The 25,512-nt window shown below is 68.5% G+C and carries 21 protein-coding genes; 10 read left to right on the plus strand and 11 right to left on the minus strand.

Annotation, left to right across the window (positions count from 1 at the left end; all coding sequences use genetic code 11):
- Nucleotides 1-515: 515 nt before the first annotated feature.
- Together AC1DKV_RS27030 and AC1DKV_RS27035 are read right to left on the minus strand one after the other, a co-directional pair.
- Nucleotides 516-1,643: an acyl-CoA dehydrogenase family protein gene (locus AC1DKV_RS27030; RefSeq protein WP_441622201.1), complete on the minus strand. Its 1,128-nt coding sequence runs from the start codon at nucleotides 1,641-1,643 to the stop codon at nucleotides 516-518.
- A gap of 29 nt (nucleotides 1,644-1,672) precedes the next feature.
- Nucleotides 1,673-2,875, minus strand: coding sequence for an acyl-CoA dehydrogenase family protein (locus AC1DKV_RS27035; RefSeq protein WP_441622203.1), 1,203 nt, complete (start codon nucleotides 2,873-2,875; stop codon nucleotides 1,673-1,675).
- A gap of 348 nt (nucleotides 2,876-3,223) precedes the next feature.
- Here AC1DKV_RS27035 and AC1DKV_RS27040 point away from each other — a divergent pair, with 348 nt between their 5' ends.
- From AC1DKV_RS27040 to AC1DKV_RS27050, 3 genes are all read left to right on the plus strand, one after another.
- Nucleotides 3,224-4,204: a Bug family tripartite tricarboxylate transporter substrate binding protein gene (locus AC1DKV_RS27040; RefSeq protein ID WP_477138359.1), complete on the plus strand. Its 981-nt coding sequence runs from the start codon at nucleotides 3,224-3,226 to the stop codon at nucleotides 4,202-4,204.
- Between the two features lie 75 nt (nucleotides 4,205-4,279).
- Entirely contained in the window at nucleotides 4,280-5,833 is a 1,554-nt protein-coding gene (locus AC1DKV_RS27045) for a class I adenylate-forming enzyme family protein (RefSeq protein ID WP_477138360.1), read from the plus strand.
- A 93-nt stretch (nucleotides 5,834-5,926) separates the two neighbouring features.
- Entirely contained in the window at nucleotides 5,927-6,889 is a 963-nt protein-coding gene (locus tag AC1DKV_RS27050) for a Bug family tripartite tricarboxylate transporter substrate binding protein (protein WP_477138361.1), read from the plus strand.
- Between the two features lie 202 nt (nucleotides 6,890-7,091).
- Here the strand turns inward: AC1DKV_RS27050 and AC1DKV_RS27055 are convergent, their stop codons facing one another.
- From AC1DKV_RS27055 to AC1DKV_RS27090, 8 genes are all read right to left on the minus strand, one after another.
- The gene (locus AC1DKV_RS27055) at nucleotides 7,092-7,544 is read right to left on the minus strand and encodes a MaoC family dehydratase (protein ID WP_477138384.1); all 453 of its coding nucleotides are present in this window, start codon (nucleotides 7,542-7,544) and stop codon (nucleotides 7,092-7,094) included.
- 111 nt (nucleotides 7,545-7,655) lie between these two features.
- Nucleotides 7,656-8,693 (minus strand): tripartite tricarboxylate transporter substrate binding protein, encoded by a 1,038-nt coding sequence (locus AC1DKV_RS27060; RefSeq protein ID WP_477138362.1) that lies wholly within the window; start codon nucleotides 8,691-8,693, stop codon nucleotides 7,656-7,658.
- Nucleotides 8,694-8,695: 2 nt separating this feature from the next.
- Complete coding sequence (locus AC1DKV_RS27065) at nucleotides 8,696-9,682, minus strand: tripartite tricarboxylate transporter substrate binding protein (RefSeq protein WP_477138363.1); 987 nt, start codon at nucleotides 9,680-9,682, stop codon at nucleotides 8,696-8,698.
- An 88-nt stretch (nucleotides 9,683-9,770) separates the two neighbouring features.
- Nucleotides 9,771-10,625: an HTD2 family dehydratase gene (locus tag AC1DKV_RS27070; RefSeq protein ID WP_441650063.1), complete on the minus strand. Its 855-nt coding sequence runs from the start codon at nucleotides 10,623-10,625 to the stop codon at nucleotides 9,771-9,773.
- Nucleotides 10,622-11,497, minus strand: coding sequence for an HpcH/HpaI aldolase/citrate lyase family protein (locus AC1DKV_RS27075; protein ID WP_441650064.1), 876 nt, complete (start codon nucleotides 11,495-11,497; stop codon nucleotides 10,622-10,624). Before AC1DKV_RS27075 ends, AC1DKV_RS27070 begins: the two co-directional genes overlap by 4 nt.
- Nucleotides 11,498-11,512: 15 nt before the next feature.
- Nucleotides 11,513-12,898 carry an MmgE/PrpD family protein gene (locus tag AC1DKV_RS27080; RefSeq protein WP_477138364.1) on the minus strand — a complete coding sequence of 462 codons (1,386 nt, stop codon included), beginning with the start codon at nucleotides 12,896-12,898 and terminating at the stop codon, nucleotides 11,513-11,515.
- 715 nt (nucleotides 12,899-13,613) lie between these two features.
- Nucleotides 13,614-14,813: a CaiB/BaiF CoA transferase family protein gene (locus AC1DKV_RS27085; RefSeq protein ID WP_477138365.1), complete on the minus strand. Its 1,200-nt coding sequence runs from the start codon at nucleotides 14,811-14,813 to the stop codon at nucleotides 13,614-13,616.
- Between the two features lie 11 nt (nucleotides 14,814-14,824).
- Nucleotides 14,825-15,994: an acyl-CoA dehydrogenase family protein gene (locus AC1DKV_RS27090; RefSeq protein WP_477138366.1), complete on the minus strand. Its 1,170-nt coding sequence runs from the start codon at nucleotides 15,992-15,994 to the stop codon at nucleotides 14,825-14,827.
- A gap of 512 nt (nucleotides 15,995-16,506) precedes the next feature.
- Between AC1DKV_RS27090 and AC1DKV_RS27095 the strand changes: the two genes are divergently transcribed.
- The 3 genes from AC1DKV_RS27095 to AC1DKV_RS27105 all read left to right on the plus strand — a co-directional run bounded on the left by AC1DKV_RS27095 (nucleotide 16,507) and on the right by AC1DKV_RS27105 (nucleotide 20,389).
- Nucleotides 16,507-17,478 carry a tripartite tricarboxylate transporter substrate-binding protein gene (locus tag AC1DKV_RS27095; protein ID WP_477138385.1) on the plus strand — a complete coding sequence of 324 codons (972 nt, stop codon included), beginning with the start codon at nucleotides 16,507-16,509 and terminating at the stop codon, nucleotides 17,476-17,478.
- 137 nt (nucleotides 17,479-17,615) lie between these two features.
- A complete protein-coding gene (locus tag AC1DKV_RS27100; RefSeq protein WP_477138386.1) occupies nucleotides 17,616-19,052 on the plus strand; it encodes a TldD/PmbA family protein in 1,437 nt (478 codons plus the stop codon).
- Nucleotides 19,052-20,389, plus strand: coding sequence for a metallopeptidase TldD-related protein (locus tag AC1DKV_RS27105; RefSeq protein WP_477138367.1), 1,338 nt, complete (start codon nucleotides 19,052-19,054; stop codon nucleotides 20,387-20,389). The genes AC1DKV_RS27100 and AC1DKV_RS27105 overlap by 1 nt, the downstream gene beginning before the upstream one ends.
- A gap of 80 nt (nucleotides 20,390-20,469) precedes the next feature.
- Here AC1DKV_RS27105 and AC1DKV_RS27110 read toward each other — a convergent pair whose 3' ends face one another.
- Nucleotides 20,470-21,372: a LysR family transcriptional regulator gene (locus tag AC1DKV_RS27110; RefSeq protein WP_477138368.1), complete on the minus strand. Its 903-nt coding sequence runs from the start codon at nucleotides 21,370-21,372 to the stop codon at nucleotides 20,470-20,472.
- A 200-nt stretch (nucleotides 21,373-21,572) separates the two neighbouring features.
- On the opposite strand from AC1DKV_RS27110, the gene AC1DKV_RS27115 reads away from it, so the two are divergent.
- The 4 genes from AC1DKV_RS27115 (at nucleotide 21,573) to AC1DKV_RS27130 (ending at nucleotide 25,511) form a co-directional block, all read left to right on the plus strand.
- Complete coding sequence (locus AC1DKV_RS27115; protein WP_441622275.1) at nucleotides 21,573-22,532, plus strand: Bug family tripartite tricarboxylate transporter substrate binding protein; 960 nt, start codon at nucleotides 21,573-21,575, stop codon at nucleotides 22,530-22,532.
- Nucleotides 22,533-22,654: 122 nt separating this feature from the next.
- The gene (locus AC1DKV_RS27120; protein WP_477138369.1) at nucleotides 22,655-23,656 is read left to right on the plus strand and encodes a tripartite tricarboxylate transporter substrate binding protein; all 1,002 of its coding nucleotides are present in this window, start codon (nucleotides 22,655-22,657) and stop codon (nucleotides 23,654-23,656) included.
- A gap of 60 nt (nucleotides 23,657-23,716) precedes the next feature.
- Nucleotides 23,717-24,631, plus strand: a complete 915-nt coding sequence (locus tag AC1DKV_RS27125) for an SDR family NAD(P)-dependent oxidoreductase (protein WP_477138370.1) — start codon at nucleotides 23,717-23,719, stop codon at nucleotides 24,629-24,631.
- Between the two features lie 4 nt (nucleotides 24,632-24,635).
- Nucleotides 24,636-25,511 (plus strand): MaoC/PaaZ C-terminal domain-containing protein, encoded by an 876-nt coding sequence (locus AC1DKV_RS27130; protein WP_477138371.1) that lies wholly within the window; start codon nucleotides 24,636-24,638, stop codon nucleotides 25,509-25,511.
- The last annotated feature ends 1 nt before the right edge of the window (nucleotide 25,512 follow it).

Consider the following 25,512-nt stretch of genomic DNA (forward strand, 5'->3'; position numbering starts at 1 on the left):
ACGGAGAACTGATAAGGCGGACTAACTGAATTACACGAGGCGGAAAATCGATTGTTTCTGCGCCAGGTCATCTCAGATAGAAAATGTAAGTCCCTCCAATGGTGTGTGACTGTGAAACTACCTCATCGCCTACTGCTCGTCGGCCCACTGGCCTTACTCTCCATTTTGGCGGCTGCTGCGGATCCTGGTGTCTACCGGCCGGTTTTCAAGGACTACAAAGACTGGACACTGACCTGCGACAACGGTAAGCGCTGCTACGCCGACCACTATGGGGACGGCGCGACTGTACCGACCTTGCTCGTCATTCCCAGTGAGGATCATCCAGATCCTGGCGGCTGAATGACCGTTGGGGAGAGCGATCGGGAGAGCCATCTTATTCGGTATCCGAAGTCCCCGACCGAAGGCGATAGCAACTGGCCGGAGGACTGAACTGGCGCATGCAGACCGGMCCGCCCGGCAGAGCAAAAAGACACGCATTGCCGAGCGAGCGCAGGCGCAAGCGCCGATTGCTCAACCTACCCMACCATCACCTCCCCATACCGCTGCACATGAAAATCGCTATCCCCCAGCAGCGGGTCGATCATCGTCAGCCGCTTGAAGTAATCCCCAACCTCAAGTTCATCCGTCATCCCCATCCCGCCATGTAGTTGCACCGCCTGCTGGCCGACGAAGCGGCCGGCCTTGGCGACCACCACCTTGGCGCCGCTGAGCATGCGGCGGCGCTGCGCGGGATCGGTTTCGTCGAGCGCTTGCGCGGCGACATAGGCCATCGACAACGCCAGTTCCTTCTGCACCAGCATGTCGGCCATGCGGTGCTGCAGGGCCTGGAACGCGGCGAGCGGCTTGCCGAACTGCTGGCGCGTGCGCAGGTATTCGCCGGTGATCTCGATCAGCCTTTCCATCGCGCCGGCGGCTTCGGCGCATAGCGCGGCGATGCCGTGGTCGATGCCGTGCGTGAGCGCGGCCAGGCCGTTGCCTTCGCTGCCTACCAGCGCATCGGCGCCGACCGTGGCGTTCTGCAGCGTGAGGTCGGCGGCGCGCAGGCCGTCCATGGTGGGGTAGCCGCGCACGGTCAGGCCGGGCGCGTCCTTCGGCACCAGGAAGAGCGACAGTTCGTTGCTGCCGGCGATGCGCGCGCTGACCAGGAAGGCATCGGCGGCTTCGCCGTGCCAGGCGAGTGTCTTGGTGCCGTTGAGCTGGTAGCCGTCGCCCTTGCGCTCGGCGGCCGCGCGCGCGCTTTCGGGGCGGTAGCGGGTGGTGGGCTCCAGGTAGGCGAGGGTGACGATGCGCTCGCCGCTGGCGATGGCGGGTAGCCATTCTTCCTTCTGCGCCGCGCTGCCGTAGGCTGCCAGCACGGCGGTGGAGATGACCGCGGCGGGCGTGACCGGCTCGAGCACCAGGCCGCGGCCGAGTTCGCGCTGCACCACCAGCTGGCTGGCTGCGCTTTCGCCGAAGCCGCCGTACTCGGCTGGCACGGTCAGGCCGAGCACGCCCATCTCGGCCAGTTGGGCCCAGGTGGCACGGTCGAGGCTGGCGCCGTCGCGCGCGCTGGCGCGGCGCTTGGCGAAGGTGTATTCGGTATCGATGAAGCGGCGCAGGCTGTCCGCCAGCATCTGCTGCTCTTCGCTGTAATTGAAGTCCATGGCTGTGCTTGTTCCTTCTGTCCCGGCGTTCAGAAACCCAGGATCATCTTGGAGATGATGTTCTTCTGTACTTCGGTGGCGCCGCCGTAGATGGAGGTCTTGCGCATGTCGAAGTACGTGGAGGCGGCGGGCGCGGCCCAGTCCGGTGCGTGCTGCGGCATGTCCGCAGGCGTCTCGCCCGCTTCGAGCCAGCGAGGCGAGTACGGCCACGCGCTGGGGCCGGCCACTTCCATCTGCAGCATGGCCAGGTCCTGCTGGATTTCGGAGCCGCGGATCTTGACGATGGAGGCCTCGGGGCCGGGCTGGCCGGCGGACTGCGTGGCCACGCGCAGCAGCAGCATTTCCAGCGCCATGATGTCCATCTCGATGCGGGCGATCTTGTCGCGCATGCGCACGTCGTCGATCAGCGGCCGGCCGGCGCCGTCGGTGGACTGCGCCGCGTAGTGCTTGAGCTGGCGCAGTTCGCGGTTGCAGTGGCCGATGCCGGCGATGCCGGTGCGCTCGTGGCCGAGCAGGTACTTGGCGTAGGTCCAGCCGCGGTTCTCTTCGCCGAGCAGGTTGGCGGCCGGCACTTCCACGTCCTCGAACCACACTTCGTTGACGTCGTGGCCGCCGTCGAGCGTGACGATGGGGCGAACCGTCACGCCCGGCGTCTTCATGTCGATCAGCAGCATGGAGATGCCTTCCTGCGGCTTGACCTCGGAGTCGGTGCGCACCAGGCAGAAGATCCAGTCGGCGAAATGCGCCATCGTGGTCCAGGTCTTCTGGCCGTTGACGATGTAGCGGTCTCCCTTGCGCACGGCGCGCGTCTTGAGCGAAGCCAGGTCGGAGCCGGAGCCGGGCTCGGAATAGCCCTGGCACCAGAAGTCTTCCACCGTGGGGATGCGCGGCAGGAAGCGTTCCTGGTGCTCGGGGCTGGCGTACTTCATCAGCACCGGGCCGATCATGGTGAGGCCGAACGGCAGCAGGCGCGGCGCGCCGGCGCGGAAGGTCTCGATCTCGAAGATCAGGCGCTGCAGCGGGGTCCAGCCGGTGCCGCCCCATTGCCTGGGCCAGGTCGGCGCGCCCCAGCCTTGCGCGTGCAGCACGCGGTGCCAGCGCACGTAGTCGTCTTTCTCCACGCGCTGGTGCGCCAGCACCTTGTCGCGGATATCCGCCGGCAGGCTGGCCTGCACGAAACTCCGAACCTCTTCGCGGAACGATTGCTCCGCGGCGTTGAAACGCAAATCCATCTGCTTGTCCCCTCGGTTGGGAAGGCCGGCCGCGGGCCKCGCGCACATGCGCCACGGACCACGGTCGCCTCCGCGATACGGTGCTCCGATTCTATGGGGGGCAGGGGATTCGCTGGTTCCGCAATGGCAAAGCCGCTCTTCGGCCTGCCGGAAGCGTTCGGCCGCGCCGGGCCGCGCGCCGCCAAGGGTTTGCACCAGGGCGCGCACCTCCTGCGTCATGCCGGCGCTGCTCCCCGCCGTCCCGAACACGGCCTTAAACAAATCCAAATGGCGCCCCTGCGGCGCCTGACTCACACTGGCGCTGTTCCATCGCAGCAACATCACAATTAACGCCGAGGAGACAGGCGAATGTCACGCTGGACCACACGTTGCACCAGGCTGCTCGCGCTCTGCGGCTTGCTGGCGGCCACCGCAAGCGCGTTCGCGGCTTATCCGGACAAGCCGGTGCGCCTGGTCGTGCCCTTCCCGCCGGGCGGCGCCACCGACCTGCTGGCACGCGAGGTCAGCCATGCGCTGTCGGTGCGGCTGGGCCAGCCGGTGGTGATCGAGAACCGCCCCGGCGCGGGCGGCAATATCGCCGCGGTGTCGGTGGCGCGCGCGCCGGCCGACGGCTATACGCTGTTTTTCGGCACGTTCGGTTCGCTGGCCGTGAACAAGAGCCTGTACGACAAGCCGGGCTACGACCCGCTCAAGKATTTTGCGCCGGTAGCCTCGGTGGCCTACCTGCCCAATGTGCTGGTGGTGCATCCGTCGGTGCCCGCGCGCAACGTGGCCGAACTGATCGCGCTGGCCAAGCGCGAGCCCGGCAAGCTGAGCTACGGCTCGTTCGGCAACGGCTCGTCCTCGCACCTGGCGGGCGAGCTGTTTACCCACATGGCGGGCGTGCGCATCGACCACGTGCCGTACAAGGGCAGCGCCCCGGCCATGACCGACCTGATCGGCGGGCGCCTGACCATGATGTTCGACAGCATTTCCACCGCGCTGCCCTATGTGCGCGACGGCCGCGTGCGCGCGCTMGGCGTGACCACCGCGAAACCTTCGGACCAGTTGCCGGGCGTGCCAACGCTGGCCGCCGCGGGCGTGCCCGGCTACGAGCTGACCGCCTGGTTCGGCGTGGCCGCGCCGGCCAATACGCCGCCGGCCGTGGTCGACCGCCTCAACGCCGAGATCGTGGCCGCGCTGGCGCAGCCCGAGCTGGCCGCGCGCCTCGCGGCGCAGGGCACGGTGCCGTTTCCGTCCACGCCGGCGCAGTTCGGCTCATATATGCGCAGTCAGTACCAGAAGTGGGATGGCCTGATCAAGTCGGCCGGCATCCACCTCGACCAATAAGCTTGTCCGCAGCCGGTGTCCTTCGGGCACCGGCTTCCCTTTCGTCAGCTTCATCCGCATTACATCGCCCGCATCATGTCTTCCTTCCGCCCCGAGTTCATCCACGACATCCCGAAACACTGGGCCGAGCGCTCGCCTGATTCGCCCTGCCTGTACGAGAGCGACGGGATCCTGAGCTATGGCGCGCTGTGGCAGCGCATCGCCACCGCGCGCGACTGGCTGGCCGCGCAGGGCGTGGGCCAGGGCGACCGCGTGATGGTGGTGGGCGAGAACTGCACCGAGATGGTGGTGATGCTGTTTGCCTGCAGCGCGCTGCACGCGTGGCCGATCCAGGTCAACGCGCGGCTTTCCCCGCGCGAGATCGACGGCATCCGTGACCATGCCGAGCCGCTGCTGACCTTCTTCACCAACCACGTGTCCGACGTAGCAGCCGCGCACGCCGCACGGCTCGGCGCGCAGCCCTCGGACTGCGCCGCGCTCGATCCGCGCTTCGCCGTGCTGCGCGCCGCGCGGGCGCCGCAGCGCGTGGATGCCGCACAGGCGCGCGACATCGCCACGCTGATCTACACTTCCGGCACCACCGGCGCCCCCAAGGGCGTGATGGTGCCGCATGCCGGCCTCACCATCTTCGCGCGCATCTCGGCGACCTCGCGCGACCTGGGCCCGGACGATATCGCCTATGGCGCGCTGCCGCTGTCGCACATCTTCGGCATTGCCACGGTGCTGATGGCCACGCTCTACGCCGGCGCCAGCCTGGTGATGCGCCCGCGCTTCGACGCGGCCGACGTGTTCACGGCGCTGGAGTCGCCCGGCCTCACCATGCTGCAGGGCGTGCCGACCATGTTCACGCGCATCATGGCGCTGGCGCGCGAGTCGTCGGCCAGGACCGGCAAGAACGGCGCCACCGCGTTCCCGCGCCTGCGCTACCTCTATACCGGCGGTGCGCCGCTGGACCCCACCCTCAAGAGCGACACCGAGGCGTGGTTCGGCCAGCCGCTGCACCACGGCTACGGCATCACCGAGTACGCCGGCTCCTTGTTCATCACGCGCAAGGATGCACCGCGCACCGACTGCTCGGCCGGCTATATCGTCGAGGGCGTGGAGATCGCCATCACCAGCGAGCAGGGCCAGCCGATGCCCCCCGGCGAGCGTGGCCAGATCCGCGTGCGCGGTCCCGGCGTGATGCGCGGCTACTTCCGCAACGAAGAACAGACCGCGGAGGCGCTGTTGCCGGGCGGCTGGCTCAATACCGGCGATCTTGGCTTCCTCGCTCCGGATGGCGCGCTGTTCATCGTCGGCCGTTCGAAGGACCTGATCATCCGMYCGGGCTTCAATGTGTATCCGATCGAGGTGGAGTCCGTCATCAATGCCTTCCCCGGCGTGCGCCAGTCCGCCGTGGTCGGGCGCCAGGCGGCCGACGGCAACGAAGACGTGGTGGCCTTCATCGAAACCCAGCCCGGTGCCCGCATCGACATGCCCGYGCTGGAAGCCTACCTGCGCGAAAGCCTGGCGCCGTACAAGCGCCCCGCGCAGATCCGCGTGATCGAAACCATCCCCACCACCGCCAGCGGCAAGTTGCTMAAGCAGCCGCTGCGCGCGCTGGTGGATGGCAGCGCCGCGGCTGCCTGACGCCCGGCAGCGCTTCGCCACGGGTCGAAGCGCACGTGTACCGGAGCGCGCATGGCGCGGCCCGGCGACAAACACAATAAGGAGGAGATGCAAATGAAACGATGGATGATGGCCGGCCTGCTGCTGGCCGCGGTGCAAGGCGCCGCATGGGCCGACGCCTACCCGGCGCGCCCGGTGAAGCTGATCGTGGGCTACGCGCCTGGCGGCCCGGTCGATACCGCTGCGCGCATCTATGCCGATTACCTGGGCCGCGCGCTCAAGCAGCCGGTGGTGGTGGACAACCGCGCCGGCGCCAGCGGCGCCATCGCCGCCGACCTGACGGCCCGGGCGGCGCCGGACGGCTATACGCTGTACTTCGTGGCCAGCCCCACCATGACCATGACGCCGCTGATCCAGAAGTCGGTGAACTTCAACCMGACCAAGGACTTCAGCTACATCGGCCTGATCACCGACTACACGAACGTCCTGCTGATCAACAAGGAATTCCCCGCCAAGGACGTGGGCGAGCTGGTGGACTATGCGCGCAAGCACCCGGACGGTGTCAGCTTCGGCTCGGCCGGCGTGGGCGCGTCCAATCACCTGTCGGCCGAGCTGCTGGCGCAGATGGGCGGCGTAAAGATGCTGCACGTGCCGTACAAGGGCAATTCGCCGGCCATGGCCGACGTGGTCGGTGGCAAGGTGACCTTCATGTTCGACATCACCGGCACCGCCATCGGTCACATCCAGGGCGGMAAGGTGCGCGCGCTGGCGGTGACGTCCAAGGGCCGCAACGCCGCGCTGCCCAATGTGCCAACCATGATCGAGTCCGGCATGAAGAACTACGATCTCACCGGCTGGTACGCGCTGGTGGGCCCGCAGAAGCTGCCCGCCGACGTGGTGGACAAGCTGGTCAAGGCGCAGAAGGCGATCGGTGACGATCGTGCGTTCCAGCAGCGCATGACGCAGGGCGGATACGACCTGAACATCACCGGTCCCAAGCCGCTGGCCGACCGCATCCAGAAGGAACTGGCCTTGTGGGGCGGCGTGGTCAAGACGGCGAAGATCCAGGTGGAATGACGATGCGCTGAGTGCGCAGGCTTCGCAGGTAGAAATCGCGGCTCGCACGGGCCGCGATTTTTTTTTGCCSACAAGGCCCGTATTGGAGAAGGGGAGAAAGGGGGACGGGACGAAGGGGCGAGGGTGGCGAACCTTGGCTCCCCGCTCCCGCAAGCGGGAGAAGGGAACAAGCATGTGGGCGGCTACCCGCCACCCGGCACGATCAACCCGCCGGCGCCCGCTTGCGCAACAGATAGCGCTGCGTGCCGTCCAGCACCAGCACGCCATGCTGGTTGTGCACGGTGGAGCGCAGCGTCAGCACGCCGGTGCTCCGGTTGGGAGCCAGCTCGGCGACCTCCAGCGTGCTGTACAAGGTATCCCCCACGAAGACGGGATGCAGGAAGCGGCTGCTCTGGTCGATGAAGCCCTTGAGCGACTCCTCCACCATATGCGGAAACAAGCCGGCGCCGGCCGMCGTCTGGATCAGCACCTGGTAGCCGTGCGCCAGCATGTGCGGCATGCCGTGCGCGCGGCAGTACTCGGCATCGTAGTGCACCGGGTGGTTGTCTCCGCTGGCGAGCTGGAAGGCTGCGAAGAGGGCCTCGGTCATGGTGCGCGAAGGCAGCACGAAGCGTTCGCCGGGGACGAAGTCCTCGAAGTAGCGCTGTTCGCACATGCGGTGGCTGCGCGGATCGAATGGCGTGTCGGTGGTGATGCTGGTGCTGCTGGTGCTGCCGGTGCCTTTGGCAGCGGCATCGGCGCGCGCGCCGGGATTCATGGACATGGTTCAGGGTTCCTGGATATGGGCGGCTTGTGCCACCTTGCGCCATTTGGCGAGTTCCGTTTCGAGGTGCCCGGCGAGCGCTTGCGGGCTGGGGTCGGCTTCAAGCAGCAGGCCCATCTCGTAGGCGCGCTGGCGCAGTTGCGGGTCGGCCAGCGCCGCGCGCAGCGCGCGGTTGAGTTGTTCCACCCGCGCCGGCGGCGTGCCGGCGGGGACGAAGGCGCCATTCCATGTGTAGGCCTCGTAGCCGGGCACGGCTTCGGCCACGGCCGGAACGCCCGGGGTCTGGGGCAGGCGTGCCTTCATGGTGGTGGCGATCAGCCGCACCGTGCCGGCCTTGGCCTGGGCGAGGCCGGTAGGGGCGCTGTCGATCATGTAGCCGATCTGGCCGCCGATCAGGTCGGTCATGGCCGGGCCCGTGCCCCGATAGGGCACGTGGGTGGTTTGCAGGCCGGCCATCTGGTCCAGCAGCACGGACGCAAGGTGGGGCGCGCTGCCATTGCCGGCCGAGCCGTAGTTCACCATGCCGGGATGCTGCTTCACGTAGGCGACGAATTCCGCCAGGTTGCGCGCCGGGAATGCCTGCGTGACCAGCAGCACCAGGGGCGCCCTCGCGGCCAGTCCCACCGGCGTGAAGTCCCGCGTGGTGCGGTACGGCAGGTGCGGCACGATGCTGTCGTTGACGGCGTGCGCCACCGTGGTCAGCAGCACCGTGTAGCCATCCGGCCTGGCCTTCGCCACATAGTCCGTGCCTACCACGGTGCCCGCGCCGGTACGATTTTCCACCACCATCGGCTTGCCGAGCTTCTGCCCCCAATGCTCGGCGAGCACGCGGGCGAAGGCGTCGGTGGGACCGCCCGCGGCATAGGGCACGACCAGGCGCAACGGCTGGGTCGGGAAGTCTTGCTGCCCCCAGGCGGTGCCGGCCGGCGCCAGGCCAAGCGCCGGCGCTGCCAGCGCGCAGAGCGCGGCGAGGCATTTGCGGCGCAGTGGCCKGGCTGTCGCAGTCGCTGCGCAACGAGGTTGTGTCGGGTGTCTGCGCATAGTCATTCTGCCTTGATGCCAAGTCGCTCGACCAGCGCCTTTTCCTGCGCGATCTGCTGCATGGCAAAGCGTGTGTAGCCGGCACTGTCCAGGTACATCAGGTCCTGGTCCTGCTGCTTGAGCGCGGCGAGGTGCAGCGGGTCTTCGGCCGCGCGGCGCAGCGCGTCCTGCAGGATGCGCACCACCTGAGGGTCCATTCCCTTCGGGCCGGCCACGCCATAGGGCGAGTTGGAGACCATGTCGTAGCCGAGCTCGCGCAGCGTGGGCGCGTCCGGCCAGCGTGGCGAGCGTTGCGCGGTCCACAGGTTGAGCCAGCGCAGCTTGCCGGCATCGACCAGGGTGCCGGCGGCACTGCCTGCCGCGCAGAGCTGTACATGGTTCCCCATGAGTGAGTTGAGGCAGTCGGCATCGCCCTTGAACGGCACGTGGTTGACCGTGAGGTTCTCCCTGGTCGTCAGCTCGATCATGGTGATGTGCGGCGAGCTGAACTGGCCGGGCGAGCCGTAGCTGACGTTGCCCGGGCGGGCCCGCGCGGCAGCAAGGAAATCAGGCCAGCTCTTCCATGGCGAGTCGGCACGCACCACCACGCCGAAGGTGTAGCCGGTGATGCGGGACAGGTAGGTGAAATCGCGCGCCGGATCGAAGGCGGTCTTCTGGATGAAGGGCTGGCGGAACACCGTCACCGGCATCATCGACAAGGTGTAGCCATCCGGCCTGGCCTGGCGCAGCGCGAGCGCGCCMATGGTGCCGGCCCCGCCGGGCTTGTTTTCCACCACCACGCTCTGGCCCAGCGATTTCTGCAGCGCCGCGGCGAACCGGCGCACCACCACGTCGGTGGTGCCGCCCGGCGCGTAGGGCACGATCAGGGTGACCGGGCGGGTGGGGTAGCCGGGACTCTGCTGCGCCTGCGCGGCGGTGACCCCGCACAGGGCAACGATGGCGTGAACGGCGGCGCAGGCGATGCGCCGGCCGCTGCGGAATGCGTGCATGGGAAGTCTCCTTTGTTGTTTTCCCCGCCAGCTCCCGTTGTTGTTTTCTGCGTGGGTACCGGCGTCMTGCCTGTACAGCACGTGTCCGTCAGTTCTCCACCACGGCCCACGCCTCCATCGACTGGCCGCCGGCATCGTCGCCAGTCCAGAGCACGATCTTGCCCGGCGTGGCCGCATCGGGCACGCCGCCCACCGTCACGGTGTCGTGGTCGAACAGCGGCGCCAGCCCGCGGAAGCCGAAGCGGCGCACCCTGTCCGCCGGCATTTCGCGCGCCACCAGGTCGAGCGCGAGCACGGCCTGCAGCGGGCCGTGCACCACCAGGCCGGGATAGCCTTCCACGTCGCGCACGTAGTCGTGGTCGTAGTGGATGCGATGGCCGTTGAAGGTGAGCGCCGAGAAGCGGAACAGCATGACCGGATCTGCGTGCAGCTGGCGCTGCCACTTTGCCTGGTGCGCGAGGCGCGGTCGCGGCGGCAGCGGCTCGCCGGGCTCGGGCATGGCGCGATAGACCAGGTCGTGGCGCTCGTTCAGCGCGACTTCGCCGTCGACGCTCAGCACGTGCTCCACGGTGACGAACCACAGCTCGCCGCTGCGGCCCGTCTTGTATTCCACGTTGCGCACGGTGGAGGTGCGCGTGACGGTATCGCCCACGCGTAGCGGGCGCTTGAACTCGAGTTCGCCGCCGGCCCACATGCGGCGCGGCAGCGGCATCGGCGGCATGAAGCCGCCGAGCGCGGGATGGCCATCCTGGCCCAGCTCGCGCTGCGGCGCGCGCGGCAGGAAATACAGCCAGTGCCACAGGGGCGGCAGCGGGCCGCGCACGAGCGCGTCGCCGTCCAGGTCGAGGGTGGCGGCGAGCCCGGTCACGGGTTCGGGAGCAAGGGTCTCGGTGCGGCTTTCACTGCGGCCGATCCAGGTACGCAGGTGTTCGAGCTGGGTCATGACGGGTTGGCTTGCTGGGCTTCGGGGTGGCCGGCGAGCGCGAGGATGCGCCGGGCTTGTTCGATAACGGGGCGGTCGACCATCTTGCCGTCGACCTGCACGGCATGGCTGCCGCCGGCGGTGGCGGCCAGCACGCGCTGCGCCCAGTCGAGCTGTTGCGCGGTGGGCAGGAAGCCCGTGCGCACGGCGGCGAGCTGGGCCGGGTGGATGCACAGCTTGGCGGCAAAGCCCAGCGCGCGCGCGTGGGCCACGTCGTCGGCCAGCACGGCTTCGTCCTTGAGCGCGGTGGTGACGCCGTCCACGGGCGGCGGCAGGCCGGCCACGCGCGAGGCCAGCACGATGCGCGAGCGCGCCATCAGCAGCGCCTCGCGGGTGTGGGCGCAGCCCAGGTCCACGGCGAAATCGAGCGAGCCGAAGGCCAGGCGCGACACGCCCGGCGCGCTGGCCACCGCATCGATGTCATGCAGGCCGCGCGCGCTTTCGATGATCGCCACCACGCGGCCCTGCGGATTGACCTGGGCCAGCGCCTGGGCGATCTCGCCGAGCGCGACCGCGTCCTCGGCCTTGGGCACCAGCAGGCCGGCCAGCGGCGCGTCGGGCGGCAGCGCGCGCAGCCAGTCCATGTCGGCCGCGAAGGCCGGCGAACTGGTGTCGTTGATGCGCACATAAGCCTGCGACTGCGCGCCGCGCGCGAGCAGCCAGGCGGCGATGGCGGTGCGCGCGGCGGGCTTGGCGTCCGGGTGCACGGCATCCTCGAGATCGAGGATCAGCGCATCGGGCGCGGCCGCCGCGGCCTTGTCGAAGCGTTCGGGCCGGTCGCCCGGCACGAACAGGTAGGTGATGGCGGTGGAAGCGTTGGATGCAGTGGACATGATGGCTCTCGAACGTTAGCGCGCGCCGGGCAGCCAGTCGTTGACGTTGGCCTGTTTCTCCAGCGCCCATACGCGGGCGATGATGGCGCGCATCTCGGCTTCGCTGCCGCCGTGGCGGAAGGCGCCCAGCTGCACCGCCTTGGCTTCCAGTTCCGGACGCGACAGCGTGTTGCCGGGGTCTCCCTTGGGCACGTCCACGCGCGCGCCMAGCGTGCGGCCGTCGGTGGTCCTGACGGTGACGCGGCCGATCCACTGGCGCGGATAGGCGGCGTTGATCTCGTCGTCGAGTTCCATCTCCACCTTGTCGCGGAAGGCCGCCACCTGCGCATCCTGCAGCGCATGGTCCTCGAACTCGCCGAGGCCGGCGTGCGCGTGCACCGCGACCAGCCCAAGCACCGTGCCCATCGAGAACTTGGCCTGGTGGATGGTCCTGGGATCGGTGACCGGGCCGAGCACGTCGATCGCGCCCTGGTGCACATGCGCGGTCACGGCGGCGATCTGGTCCGCGCGGACCTGGTCGCGCAGCATCAGCGCCTTGAGCGCGTCGGCCGCCGGGTGCGTGTGGCGGCACGAGGCGAAGAACTTGAACGAGGTCTCGGCGGTGGCCCAGCGCGTGCCCAGGCCATCGGTGAGCGCCGCCGGGTTGGCATCGCTCGACATGCCCGCCGCCATGCCCTGCGCGCCTTCCAGGATGCGCTTCGCGCCGGTGAAGCCAGCGCGCGCGATCCAGGCCGACATCAGCCCGTCCGCCGCGGCCTTGGCCGTGTGCAACTGCTTGGAATCCGCCGCGTCGCGCAGGAATTCCCACAGGCCGGCGGCTTGCGTGCCGGCCGAACCCAGTGCCTGGTTGATGCCTTCGGCGTCCATGCCGTAGAGCTTGGCCACCGCCGCGGCCGCCGCCAGCGTGCCCACCGTGCCGGTGGTATGGAACACGCGGTAGTGCGAGCGGCCCATGAATTCGCCAATGCGGATGCCGGCCTCGTAGCCKGCGATGGACGCCAGCAGCACGTCCGCGCCGCTCTTGCCCTCCGCCTGCGCGGCGGCGATCACCGCCGGGAACACCACSGCRGCCGGGTGCAGCACSGAGCCGTTRTGCACGTCGTCCTGCTCCACCACRTGCGAAGASGCGCCGTTGATCAGCGCGGCAAAGTACGGCGAGGTGCGGCGGCGGTCCACGAAGACCTCGGACGGGCCCTGCTGCGGGCCCATCGCCGCGACGAACTCCTGCAGCTTGCGCACCGCGGGCGCATMCTTGCCGGCGATCGCAGAGGCKATCCAGTCGAGGAAKAGGTCCTTGGTCTTTTCCACGACCTCCGCCGGCACGTCGGCCAGGGTGAAGCGGGCCAGGAAGTCGCAGAGCTGGCGGGTCGGATAATTGTTCGTGTCGGATTGCTGGGTCATCTTCTTGCTCTGGTTCGTTTGTCCTGCAGTTCCTCGCTTGGGGCTCGCAGCTTCTGGTGGAGGCTGGTGCTTCAAAGTCAAGKGCTTCAAATTCAAAGTCAACTTCAAAGTCAAAGGCTTTCGCTCCCCCGGAGCGACCTGCCTTCTTTTTTCCGAAAAGAAAGTAGGCAAAGAAAGCGGACTGCCTGGCCGGCAGGGGCAGAGCCGAACAGGGTTGCGGAGGCTGTCGGTTTCGTCGTGGGGTTCGTGGTTGTGCTGGAATTCTGCCGTTTCCGGCTCGGGCGGCCACGACATAGGACCCTCGTGTTTTCGTGGTGGGCGGCTGGTGTCTGCGGTACTCTCACACGGGAGCCACCGCACCCACCACGAAACCAGTGCCGCCTCTATGACGTGTCCATTCGCGCCGGTCGCGGCAGCAGCTTGAATCACCCGGGCCACCGCCATCATGCAGCGGCGCCGCGAATCGGACACCTCCAGTGGTGTCGCCATGGTCCGCGCCGGTAGCGTCAGCAGCCTGATCGAAGCCAACGCCCCCACCACGAAACCACCATCAAAGCTGAAGTCTGAGCGCCCAGCCTTCTGCAAGAATCGCTTTCTTTTGGTTACTTTTCTTTTCGAGAAAAGAAAAGTGACACTTACATGTGTGCGAACGGGCTACCAAGCCCAAGCCGCCAGGCCCACAGTCGCAAGCAGACTTCCACGCGCATACCCAAATTCAAACCACCTTCCGCTCCCTCAATTCAGCAATCCTCCCCTCCGAATACCCCAGCTCAKAAAGAATATCTCCACTATGCGCGCCAAGCGCCGGCACATCCCCCATCACCGGCTCCACGCCAGACAGGTTGGCCGGCGGCAACAACGCCCCGATCATCCCGCCCGGGCTGCTCACTTCCCGCCAGCGTCCGCGCGCGGCGAGCTGCGGATGATTCCAGACGGCCTCGATATCGTTCATCGGCGCGTTGGCGATCTGCGCCTGGTCGAGCAGCGCTTCCACCTGCGTCACCGTCATCGGCGCGAAGCGGGTCTCGATCAGCGCGGTCAGCTCGGCCCGGTTCTTCACGCGCCCCGAGTTGGAGGAGAAGCGCGCGTCCTTGAGCAGTTCGGGCTGGCCCAGCACCTTTTCGCAGAAGGCCTGCCATTCGCGTTCGTTCTGCAGGCCGAAGATCACGCTGCCGCCGTCGCCGGTGCGATGCACGCCGTAGGGCGCGATGGCCGGATGCGAGGCACCGAAGCGGGCCGGCGCCTTGCCGCCGTAGTGGCCGAAGTACAGCGCGTAGTTCATCCACTCGGTCAGCGCTTCGAGCATGGTGACCTCCACGCGCAGGCCGGTGCCGGTGCACCCGCGCTGCRGCAGCGCGGAGAGGATGCCGGTGTAGGCGTACATGCCGGCCGCGATGTCGGCGATGGAGATGCCGGCGCGCGAGGGTTCGTCGGCGCTGCCGGTGATGCCGATCAGGCCGGCCGCGGCCTGGATCAGCAGGTCGTAGGCTTTCTTGTCGCGGTAGGGGCCGGCATCGCCGTAGCCGGAGATGTCGCACACRATCAGCTTGTCGTAGCGGGCATGCAGCGTATCGAAATCCAGCCCCATGCGCGCGGCGGCGCCGGGGGCGAGATTCTGCACCAGCACGTCGGCGTCGKCCAGCAAGCGGTGCAGCACGGTCTGCGCTTCCTCGTCCTTGAGATCGAGCGTGAGGCTTTCCTTGCCGCGGTTGAGCCAGACGAAGTGCGAGGCCTGGCCGTTGACGGTCTCGTCGTAGCCGCGCGCGAAATCGCCCACGCCGGGGCGCTCCACCTTGATCACGCGTGCGCCGAGATCGGCCAGCTGGCGCGTGGCGAAGGGCGCGGCCACGGCGTGCTCGAGCGAGACCACGCGGATGCCGTCGAGCGGGCGGATGCCCGGGTGCGATGCGAACATGTGCGCGGCCCTCAGAACGAACGCGGCAGCTCGAGCACGTGCTCGGCCACATAGGACAGGATCAGGTTGGTMGAGATCGGCGCGACCTGGTACAGGCGGGTTTCGCGGAACTTGCGCTCGATGTCGTACTCGGCGGCAAAGCCGAAGCCGCCGTGGGTCTGCAGGCAGACGTTGGCCGCTTCCCAGGAGGCATCGGCGGCCAGCAGCTTGGAGATATTGGCTTCCTTGCCGCAGGCCTTGCCGGCGTCGAACAGGGCAGCTGCCTTGTAGCGCATCAGGCTGGCGGCCTCCACGTTGACGTAGGCGCGCGCGATCGGGAACTGCACGCCCTGGTTCTGGCCGATCGGGCGGTCGAACACGATGCGGTCGCGCGCATAGTTGCTGGCGCGCTCGATGAACCAGTAGCCGTCGCCGATGCACTCGGCGGCGATCAGGATGCGCTCGGCGTTGAGGCCGTCGAGGATGTACTTGAGCCCCTTGCCTTCCTCGCCGATCAGGTTCTCGGCCGGGATCTCCAGGTTGTCGAAGAACAGCTCGTTGGTCTCGTGGTTGACCATATTGCGGATGGGGCGCACGGTCAGCCCCTTGCCGATGGCTTCACGCAGGTCCACCACGAACACCGACAGGCCCTCGGACTTGCGCTTGACCTGGTCCAGCGGCGTGGTGCGCGCCAGCAGCAGCATCAGGTCGGAGTGCTGCACGCGCGAGATCCACACCTTCTGGCCGTTGATGACGTAGCGGTCGCCCTTCTTCTCGGCGGTGGTCTTGAGCTTGGTGGTGTCGGTGCCGGTGGTCGGCTCGGTCACGSCCATCGACTGCATGCGCAGCTCGCCCGAGGCGATGCCGGGCAGCCAGCGCTGCTTCTGCGCTTCCGAGCCGTGGCGCAAGAGGCAGCCCATCACGTACATCTGGCCGTGGCAGGCGCCGGAATTGCCGCCATTGCGGTTGATTTCCTCCATGATCACGGAGGCCGCGGTCAGCGGCAGGCCGGAGCCGCCGAATTCCTCGGGAATCAGGGCCGACAGCCAGCCGGCCTTGGTCAGCGCCTGCACGAATTCTTCCGGGAAGGCGTTCTGTTCTTCCACGCGCTGCCAGTAGGCGGAATCGAAACCCGTGCATAGCGCACGCACGGCTTCACGGATATCGGGATACGGCTGGTCGTGCGTCTGCTCTGCGAACATGAAAAAGGCCCCGTTATTGGATTTAGCTTGCGGCCATTATTCCCGAGCCCCTCCCGCGCCGAAATTCGGATTTGCGAAAGAGCGGCTTAGCGCCCCCGGAAGCGCGCCCGGCGGGGAGCGCGCAAAGCGGTGCGGCATCGGCGCGGGACCGGACCGGGGCGGCGACCGGGACTGGAGAGGCGCCGGCACCACCCCTCGCGGCGCGCTTGCTGCCACATCCAGAGACTCCGGCTCCCTTCCGGGCGGCCTTGCCCACCCTTAGGGAAATCCGTATTGCCGTTGCGCCGCTTTGCCGCCACGCTTGCTGCACAAACAAGAAAGGCCGGCGCGGCCGTCCCCGGACCGGCGCGGCGAAGGACGACCAGTCCGCGAACGCGCCGGAAGGACCGGCCGGATACCTCAACACGATGGAGGCAGAGACAATGGCAAGCTACAAGGCGCAGGGGTCGCGACAAAGGCAGCAGACCGGCGGCAGGCAAGCAAGGACAGCCGGGCAGGCGCCCTGGCGCTGGATGGCGCTCGCCGCGCTGGGCACGGCGGCGGCACTGGCGCTGCCGTCCGGAGCGCGCGCCGCCGACGCCTATCCCGCCAGGCCGGTCACGATGGTGGTACCGTTCGCCGCGGGCGGCCCGACCGACGTGGTGGCGCGCACGCTGGCGGCGGCGATGTCGAAGAACCTGGGCCAGAGCGTGGTGGTGGAAAACCGGCTCGGCGCCGGTGGCACCGTCTCCGCCGCCTACGTGGCCAAGGCCGCGCCGGACGGCTACACCATCCTGATCCATCACAACGGCATGGCCACCGCGCCGGCGCTATACAGCAAGCTGTCCTACAAGCCGCTGACGGATTTCAGTTTCGTCGGGCAGGTGGCCGACGTACCGATGACCCTGCTGGGCCGCCACKACCTGCCGCCCAAGACCATGCCTGATCTGGTGGCCTACATCCGCCAGAACCAGGGCAAGCTCAACCTGGCCAATGCCGGCCTGGGCGCGGTCTCGCAGTTGTGCGGGATGCTGTTCCAGAAGGCCATCGGCGTGGACCTGACCGCCATTCCCTGCCAGGGCACGGCACCCGCGATGACGGCCTTGCTGGGCGGCCAGGTCGACATCCTGTGCGACCAGACTACCCAGACCCTGCCGCATATCAAGGCCGACAAGGTCAAGCTCTACGGCGTGACCACCACCCAGCGCATCAAGTCGCTGCCGGGCGCGCCCACGCTCGCCGAAGGCGGACTCAAGGGCTTCGAGGTCAAGGTCTGGCACGGCGTCTACGCGCCACGCGGCACGCCGCCGGCCGTGATCGACCGGCTCAACGTGGCGCTGCGCGCCGGTCTCAGGGACCCCGCGGTGGCCGCCCGCCTGGCTGATCTGGGCGCGGAGATMGTGCCCGAGGACAAGCAGACGCCGGAAGGCCTGCGCACCTGGCTGCAGGCCGAGATCGAGAAATGGTCGCCGATCATCAAGGCGGCGGGCGTGCAGGCGGACTGAACCTGGCGGCGGCGGGCGTGGCGGCGCGGTAAGATCCGCTGCGGGGCGGCGAGGCTGGTGGCAAGGCAGGGTGCGTATTGCGCGCGCATTGCCGGCACCGCTTGCCGCCTGTTCCCGCAATCGTTCTCCAGGAGCCCATCGTGTTCGAACGCGTCAGGCAGGATTTCGCCGGCCTTGCCACCCGCGCCGAGTTTCACTCGCTGCGCCTGATCCGGGAGAGCGGCGAGGTTTGCACGCTGCGGCGCGGCGTGGCCGAGCCGCCTTCGCTGACGCGCGACGTGGGCGCGATGCTGACGGTGCGCCTGGGCGGCGTGGAGGCGTATGCCGCCACCAGCGATATCAGCGCTGCCGGCCTGCAGCGGGCGCTCGACAGCGCGGGCGAGCTGGCGCAGCGCATCGCCGCGCACGGGCTGGTGGACATGCGCGGCCTGCCGGCGCCGCAAGGCAGCGCGCGCTACGCGTCGCCGGGCGCGGACGGCGCCTTTCCCGGCCTGGCCGAACGCTTCGCGCTGCTGGCCGAGGTGAGTGCCGGCGTGCCCGCGGACGCGCGCATCGTCAACCACGTGGCCTACCTCTCGCACCAGTTCCAGGAGCAGCTCTATCTGAACAGCGCCGGTGCCGAGCAATKGCAGGCACAGCGCTTCGTCTATCCCGGCATCAGCGTAACCGCCTTCGACGGCAGCGACAGCCAGACGCGCACCTTCGGCGGCTTCGGCAGCGGCCAGCAGGGCGGCTTCGAGGTGGTCGGGCGGCTCGGCTTTGCCGGTGCCGCGCCACGCGTGGCGGACGAGGCCCTGCAGTTGCTGCTGGCGCCCAATGCCCCCACCGGTCTCACCGACCTGCTGCTGATGCCTGACCAGATGATGCTGCAGATCCACGAATCGGTCGGCCACCCGCTGGAGCTGGACCGCATTCTCGGTGACGAGCGCAACTACGCCGGCACCAGCTTTATCAGGCTGGAGGACTTCGGCCATTACCAGTACGGCTCGCCGCTGCTCAACATCAGCTTCGATCCGGGCATTCCGGAGGAGCTGGGCAGCTACGGGCACGACGACGACGGCCAGCCGGCAAGCAAGGCTTTCCTGATTCGCGACGGCATCCTGCAGCGCCCGCTGGGCGGCGCGCTCTCGCAGTTCCGCAGCGGCCTGCCGGGCGTGGCCAACAGCCGCGCCAGCGGCTGGAACCGCCCGCCCATCGACCGCATGGCCAATCTCAACCTCGAACCCGGCGACCGTACGCTGGCCCAGCTGGTGGGCGGCATCGAGCGCGGCGTGCTGATGGCCACCAACCGCTCCTGGTCCATCGACGACGCGCGCAACAAGTTCCAGTTCGGTTGCGAGTGGGGCCGCCTGATCGAGGACGGCGAGCTCAGGGGCGTGGTCAAGAATCCCAACTACCGCGGCGTCTCGGCCAATTTCTGGCGCAGCCTCGCCGCGGTCGGCGATGCCGGCACCTTCGAGGTCCACGGCACGCCATATTGCGGCAAGGGCGAGCCCAACCAGATCGTGCGAGTGGGGCATGCCTCGCCGGCCTGCGTGTTCCGGCAGGTCGAAGTCTTCGGGGGAGCCGCGTGATGAGAGAGGTGCAATCCCCGCAATCCATGTTCGCGGCGCTGGCCGACGACATGCGCGCCGCGCTGGCGCCGGGCGAGGCGTTCACGCTGTGGTACAGCGCGGAGTCCTCGGAATTCATCCGCTTCAACCGGGCAAAGGTGCGCCAGGCCGGGCGCGTGACGCAGGCCACCGCGTGCCTGCGGCTGATCCGCGACGAGCGCCACGCCAAGAGCTGGATCGCGCTATCCGGCGATCCGGCGGCCGACCGCGCGCGCCTGGCCGAGGGCCTGCGCCAGTTGCGCGAAGCGCTCGCCCAGTTGCAGCCCGATCCCTACCTGACGCTGGAGCGCGAGCCCTGGCAGCGCAGCTTCGCCGACGAGGCCGCGCCGCCGGACACGGGCCATGTGCTGGCCCGGATCGACGAGGCGGCGCGCGGGCTGGACCTGGTCGGCATCTACGCCGCCGGTCCCCTCTACCGCGGCTTCGCCAGCAGCTTCGGCGCCTTCGGCTGGCACGCCGCGCAGGCCTTTCACTTCGACTGGAGCCTGTTCCACGCCAACGGCCAGGCGGTCAAGGCCGACTATGCCGGCAACCGCTGGGACGACGATGAATTCGCCGGCCGCTTCGCCGCGGCGCGCGCCCAGCTGGAGCACCTCGGCAAGCCGGCACGCACGCTTGCCCCTGGCGACTACCGCGCTTACCTGGCGCCCGCGGCGCTGGACGAAGTGCTGGGCATGCTGAGCTGGGGCGGTTTTTCCGCGCGCTCGCTGGCGCAGAAAGAAAGCCCGTTGCAGCGCCTCTACGACGGGGCGGCGCAGCTGAGCGGGATGGTCGACATGGACGAGCGCGCCAGCGGCGCGCTGGCCCCGGCCTTCGGCCCCGAGGGCATTCCGCGCAGCGACGCCGCGCTGGTGCGCGCCKGCCTGCCGGTGGCGCGGCTGGTCTACCCGCGCAGTGCGCGCGAGTACGGCCTGGAGGTCAATTGCGCGGATGCCGGCGAGGCGCCGCATGCGCTCGCGCTCGGGGCCGGCACGCTGGCGCAGGCCGATGCGCTGGCCGCGCTCGGCACCGGGCTCTATATCGGCAATCTCTGGTATCTCAACTGGTCAGACGCGCCGGCCGGGCGCATGACCGGCATGACCCGCTTCGCCACCTTTTGGGTGGAAGACGGCCGCATCCAGGCGCCGCTGGGCACGATGCGCTTCGACGACAGCATCTACGGATTCCTGGGGGACCATCTCGAAGCGCTCACCCGCGAGCGCCAGTTGCGCGTGTCGAGCGGCACGTATGGCGAGCGGCAGACCGATTCGAGTCTGTTGCCGGGGGCGCTGACGGKAAGGCTGAGGCTGACGCTCTGATGACKGGGGCTTGAGGCCTGCTGCGCGGGCGGCCGCGCGCCTCGTGAACKCGGCGCCGGAACGACCGGGGGCGCGATCCCTTACACCGGCTCCTGCGCCGCGTCCTTCAGATACTGCACCAGGGTCTCGGCGAACTGCGGCAGCTCGCGCCCGGGGCGGCGCACCAGCCGCAGGTCGCGCTTGGCCCATTCATCCTCCAGCGGGATAAAGCGCAGCACCTTGCGGCTGGCATAGCGCCGCGCGCAGCTGTTGGGCACGATGGCGATGCCCGCGCCGGCTTCCACCATGYGGCACACCGCGTCGAAACTGCCGAGCTGGATGCGCAGGCTGATGCGCTTGCCCATGCCACTGGCGATGCGGTCCAGGAAGGACTGGATGGCGCTGAACTGGTTGAGCCCGACGAAGCGGCAGGTATCGAGCAGGTCGGCGAAACGCAGGCGGGTGAACTGCGGCAGCGGGTGATTGACCGGCGCGATCACGATCAGCTCGTCGCTGCACAACTGCATCACTTCCAGGTCGTTGGTGGCGACTTCGCCGGCCACGATGCCGAGATCGGCCGCGCCMGCGCCGATCGAGGAGACGATGGCTTGCGAGAGCTGTTCTTCGAGCTCGATATCCACGTCCGGGTTCTCCGCCAGGAAGCGCGACAGCGCCGTGGCCAGGAAGGAGTTGGTGGCGGTGGTGTTGGCCAGCAGTCGCACGCGGCCCTTGACCCCCTTGGCGTAGGGGCGCAGGTCCGCGTGCAGGCATTCGAGCTCGCGGAACACCTCGCKCGCGTGAGACAGCAGCGCGTCGCCGGCCGGGGTCAGGCGCACGCCCTTGACCTGGCGGATCAGCAACTGGGTCTGGAAGGCTTCTTCGAGCTGCTTGATGCGCGTGCTGGCGGCGGGCAGCGAGAGAAAGCTGCGCTCGGCGGCGCGGGTCAGATTCTCGGTTTCGCCGACGTTGAGGAAGAGGCGCAGGTCGGTCAGGTCGTAATGCATTGTGTTTTGCTGGGCCAAAGGCCTCTTTTGTGAATCGTGAATAGCCATGTCTCCGCCGTCAATTTATCGTATTCGGCGTGGCAATAGAACCAAAATGGCCGGATCGCCCGTATTGCGCGGGCGGTTACCGGATAGTCCCGCGCGCCGCCGCGGGGCCACCCAGGAGGAGACATATGGATACCTTGCGCTACAGCGCCCGCATGCTGGCGGCCACGGCCACCGTACTTGGCTTCGCGGCGGGCCCGGCGGCCAGCGCCTTTGCCGCCTACCCCGACAAGCCGGTGCGCCTGATCGTGCCCGCGGCGGCGGGCGGCACGACCGATATCGCTTCGCGCCTGGTGGGCAAGCGGCTGGGCGAAGTGCTCGGCCAGCCGGTGGTGGTGGATAACCGCGCCGGCGGCGCCGGCATCATCGGCGTGCAGGCGCTGCGCCAGTCCGCCCCCGACGGCTACACGCTGATGATGGGCAATATCGGGCCCAATGCCATCAACTACGGCCTGTACCGGCAACTTCCCTACCGTGCCGAGGATTTCGCGCCGGTGACCATGGTGGTGTCGGTGCCCAATGTGCTGGTGGTCAACGCCAAGGTGCCGGCGCGCTCGGTGGCCGAGCTGGTGGCGCTGGCCAAGGCGGAGCCGGGCAAGCTGTCCTTTGCCTCGTCGGGCACCGGGCAGTCGGTGCACCTGTCGGGCGAGCTGTTCAAGAAGCGCACTGGCATCGACATTATCCACGTGCCGTACAAGGGTGCCGCCCCCGCCGTGGCCGACCTGGTMGCCGGGCAGGTGACCATGATGGTGGACAACCTGCCCAGCTCGCTGCCGCAGATCCAGTCCGGCAAGCTGCGCGCGCTGGCCGTGACCAGCGCCACGCGCGTGGCCGAGCTGCCCGACGTGCCCACCATGAAGGAAGCCGGGCTCGACGATTTCCAGGTCACCGCATGGTTCGGCCTGGTGGCGCCGGCCGGCACGCCGCCGGCGGTGGTGTCGCGCCTGCAGAAGACGGTGGCCGCCATCCTGGCCGAGCCCGAGATCAAGACACGCCTGGCCGAACTCGGCGGCGTGCCGGGCGGCGACACGCCCGAGCACTTCGGCAATTTCATCAATGCGGAGCGCCAGCGCTGGGCAAAGGTGGTCAAGGACACCGGCATCCCCCTGCAGTGAGGCGCGCAATGCCGTGCGTTCGCACGGGCAGGCAGGCGCAGGACAGAAGCACGCGGAACCGCACGGAACCACACGGAACCACACAGAACCCGCCAGAACAAGGCAGATCCAGGAGACAAGGCATGGAAGCACTACCGGCACGCCCCCGCAGATCGTGGCTCCTTGCCGCGCTGGCCGCGCCGCTGACGGCAGGCCTGCTGTGCGCCAGCGCAGCGGCGCTGGCCGATACCTGGCCCAGCAAGCCGATCCAGTTGCTGATCCCTTACCCGCCGGGCGGCAGCGCCGACCTGCTGGCGCGCCCGGTGGCGGCCAAGCTGCAGGAGCGGCTGGGCCAGCCGGTGGTGCTCKACTACCGGCCCGGCGCGGGCGGCACCATCGCCACCCAGCAACTGGCGCGCGCCAAGCCCGACGGCAACACGCTGATCGTGGTGCTGGCCGCGCATGCCATCAATGCCAGCCTCTACCCCAAGCTGCCGTACGACACCCGCAAGGATTTCGCGCCGGTCTCGCTGGTGGCCAACCTGCCGCTGATCCTGGCCGGCAGCCCGTCGCTGAAGGCGAAGACGGTGCCCGAGCTGATCGCGCAGGCCAGGGCCGAGCCCGGCAAGCTGACCTTTGCCTCGGCCGGCAACGGCAATACCGGTCACCTGGCCGGCGAACTGTTCGACAGCCAGGCCGGCGTGAAGATGACCCATGTGCCGTACAAGGGCAGCGCCCAGGTCGTCAACGCCATGTTGGCCGGCGAGGTGATGCTGACCTTCGACAGCATTTCCACCTCGATGCCGCATATCCGCAGCGGCCGGCTGCACGCGCTGGCCGTGACCAGCGGCAAGCGCGCCACGCTGGCGCCGGAGGTACCCACGCTGAACGAAGCCGGCGTGCCCGGCTTCGACATCAACGGCTGGTACGCGGTACTGGCGCCGGCCGGCACGCCGCCGGCCATCGTCGATCGCCTCAGCAAGGAAATCGCCTCGGTGCTGACCCAGCCCGACCTGCGCGCCAATCTCGCCGCCAACGGCTACGAGCCGGTGGGCTCCACGCCCGCCGCGCTGGGTGCGCATATCGATGCGGAGATCACGCGCTGGAGCAAGGTAGTGAAGGAATCCGGCGCGCGGCTCGAGTGAGGGCGCGCGCCCGCGAATTTTCGAATGATCGTATGTAACGTGTAGACAGGAGTAGAAAGCATGAGTGGATTGATGGCAGGCAAGGTAGCGCTGGTGACCGGCGCGGGTGGCGGCATCGGGCGCGGCGTCGCGCTGGAACTGGCCAAGGCGGGCGCGAAGGTGGTGGTCAACGACATCGGCGTGTCGCTTACCGGCGAAGGCGGCGACGCCGGCCCCGCGCAGCGCGTGGTCGACGAGATCCGCGCGGCCGGCGGCACCGCCGTGGCCAATACCGACAGCGTGTCGAGCTGGCAGGGCGCCAACGCCATCGTGCAATGCGCACTGGACAACTTCGGCCGCATCGATGCCGTGGTCAACAACGCCGGCAACCTGCGCGACCGCATGTTCTTCAAGATGAACGAGGAAGAATGGCGCTCGGTGATCGACGTGCACCTCAACGGCACCTTCTTCGTCAGCCGCGCCRCCGCCAATCACTTCAAGGACCAGGAAAGCGGTGCCTATGTCCACATGACCTCCACCTCGGGGCTGATCGGCAACCTCGGCCAGGCCAACTACTCGGCGGCCAAGCTCGGCATCGCCGCGCTGTCCAAGTCGATCGCGCTGGACATGGCGCGCTTCAATGTGCGCTCGAACTGCATCGCGCCGTTCGCGTGGAGCCGCATGACCAGCTCGATCCCGTCCGAGACGCCGGAAGAAAAGGCGCGCGTGGCCAAGCTGCAGAAGATGGAGGCCAACAAGGTCGCGCCGATGGCGGCCTTCCTCGCCAGCKATGCCGCGCATGAAGTCAACGCGCAGATCTTCGCCGTGCGCGCCAACGAGATCATCCTGATGAGCCAGCCGCGTCCGGTGCGCTCGGTGCACATGAGCGAGGGCTGGACCCCGGAATCGATCGCCGAGATCGCCATCCCCGCCATGCGCGGCAGCTTCTTCAAGCTCGAACGCTCGCCCGACGTGATCAACTGGGACCCGATCTGAAGCCATGCCGCTCGACTACAACCGCATCAAGCATTGGGACTTCCCGGAGGTCGTGCAGACCTACGGCGAGAAGGACTCCATCCTGTACGCGCTGKGCCTCGGCCTGGGCGAACAGCCGACCGATCCGCGCCAGCTGCGCTACGTCTACGAGGCGMAGCTCAAGGCTTTCCCGACGCAGGCCGTGGTGCTGGCCTACCCCGGCTTCTGGATGCAGGACCCGAAGAGCGGCATCGACTGGGTGCGCATCGTGCACGGCGAGCAGCGCCTGCGCCTGCATCGTCCGCTGCCGCCTTCGGGCACGGTGCGGGCGCGTGCCCGCGTCAGCMACGTGATCGACAAGGGCGCCGACAAGGGCGCGCTGGTGATCGTGGAGCGCACGCTGGTCGATGACGCCAGCAGCGCGGAGCTGGCCACGGTCACGCACACCACCTTCTGCCGCGCCGACGGCGGCTTCGGCCAGGGCGATGCCGCGCCCGAGGCGCTGCCGGCCGCGCCGGCGCGCGCGCCCGACGCGGTGCACAGCCTGGCGATCCTGCCGCAGGCGGCCCTGCTGTACCGCCTCAACGCAGACCCCAACCCGCTGCATGCAGATCCCCAAGTGGCGCGCGCGGCCGGCTTCGACAAGCCGATCCTGCATGGACTGTGCACGTACGGCGTGGCCGCCCGCGCGCTGGTGGACACCTTCGCCKGCGGCGACGGCGACCGCCTGCTCGAACTCGGCGTGCGTTTCTCGCGCCCGGTCTTCCCCGGCGAGACGCTGGAGGTGCGCATGTGGCGCGACGGCGAGCGCGATGGCGCGCACCGCGTGCTGTTCGACGCGCGCATCCAGGCGCGCGACGTCACCGTGCTCAGCCATGGCGTAGCGGAGGTCCGCGCATGAG

The organism is Cupriavidus sp. 05T41 (assembly GCF_056396525.1).

What these genes read in the sequence shown, in the direction of transcription:
- AC1DKV_RS27035 (WP_441622203.1), bottom strand. Translation starts at nt 2,875, where the DNA reads ATGGATTTGCGTTTCAACGCCGCGGAGCAATCGTTCCGCGAAGAGGTT.
- AC1DKV_RS27070 (WP_441650063.1), bottom strand. Translation starts at nt 10,625, where the DNA reads ATGACCCAGCTCGAACACCTGCGTACCTGGATCGGCCGCAGTGAAAGC.
- AC1DKV_RS27075 (WP_441650064.1), bottom strand. Translation starts at nt 11,497, where the DNA reads ATGTCCACTGCATCCAACGCTTCCACCGCCATCACCTACCTGTTCGTG.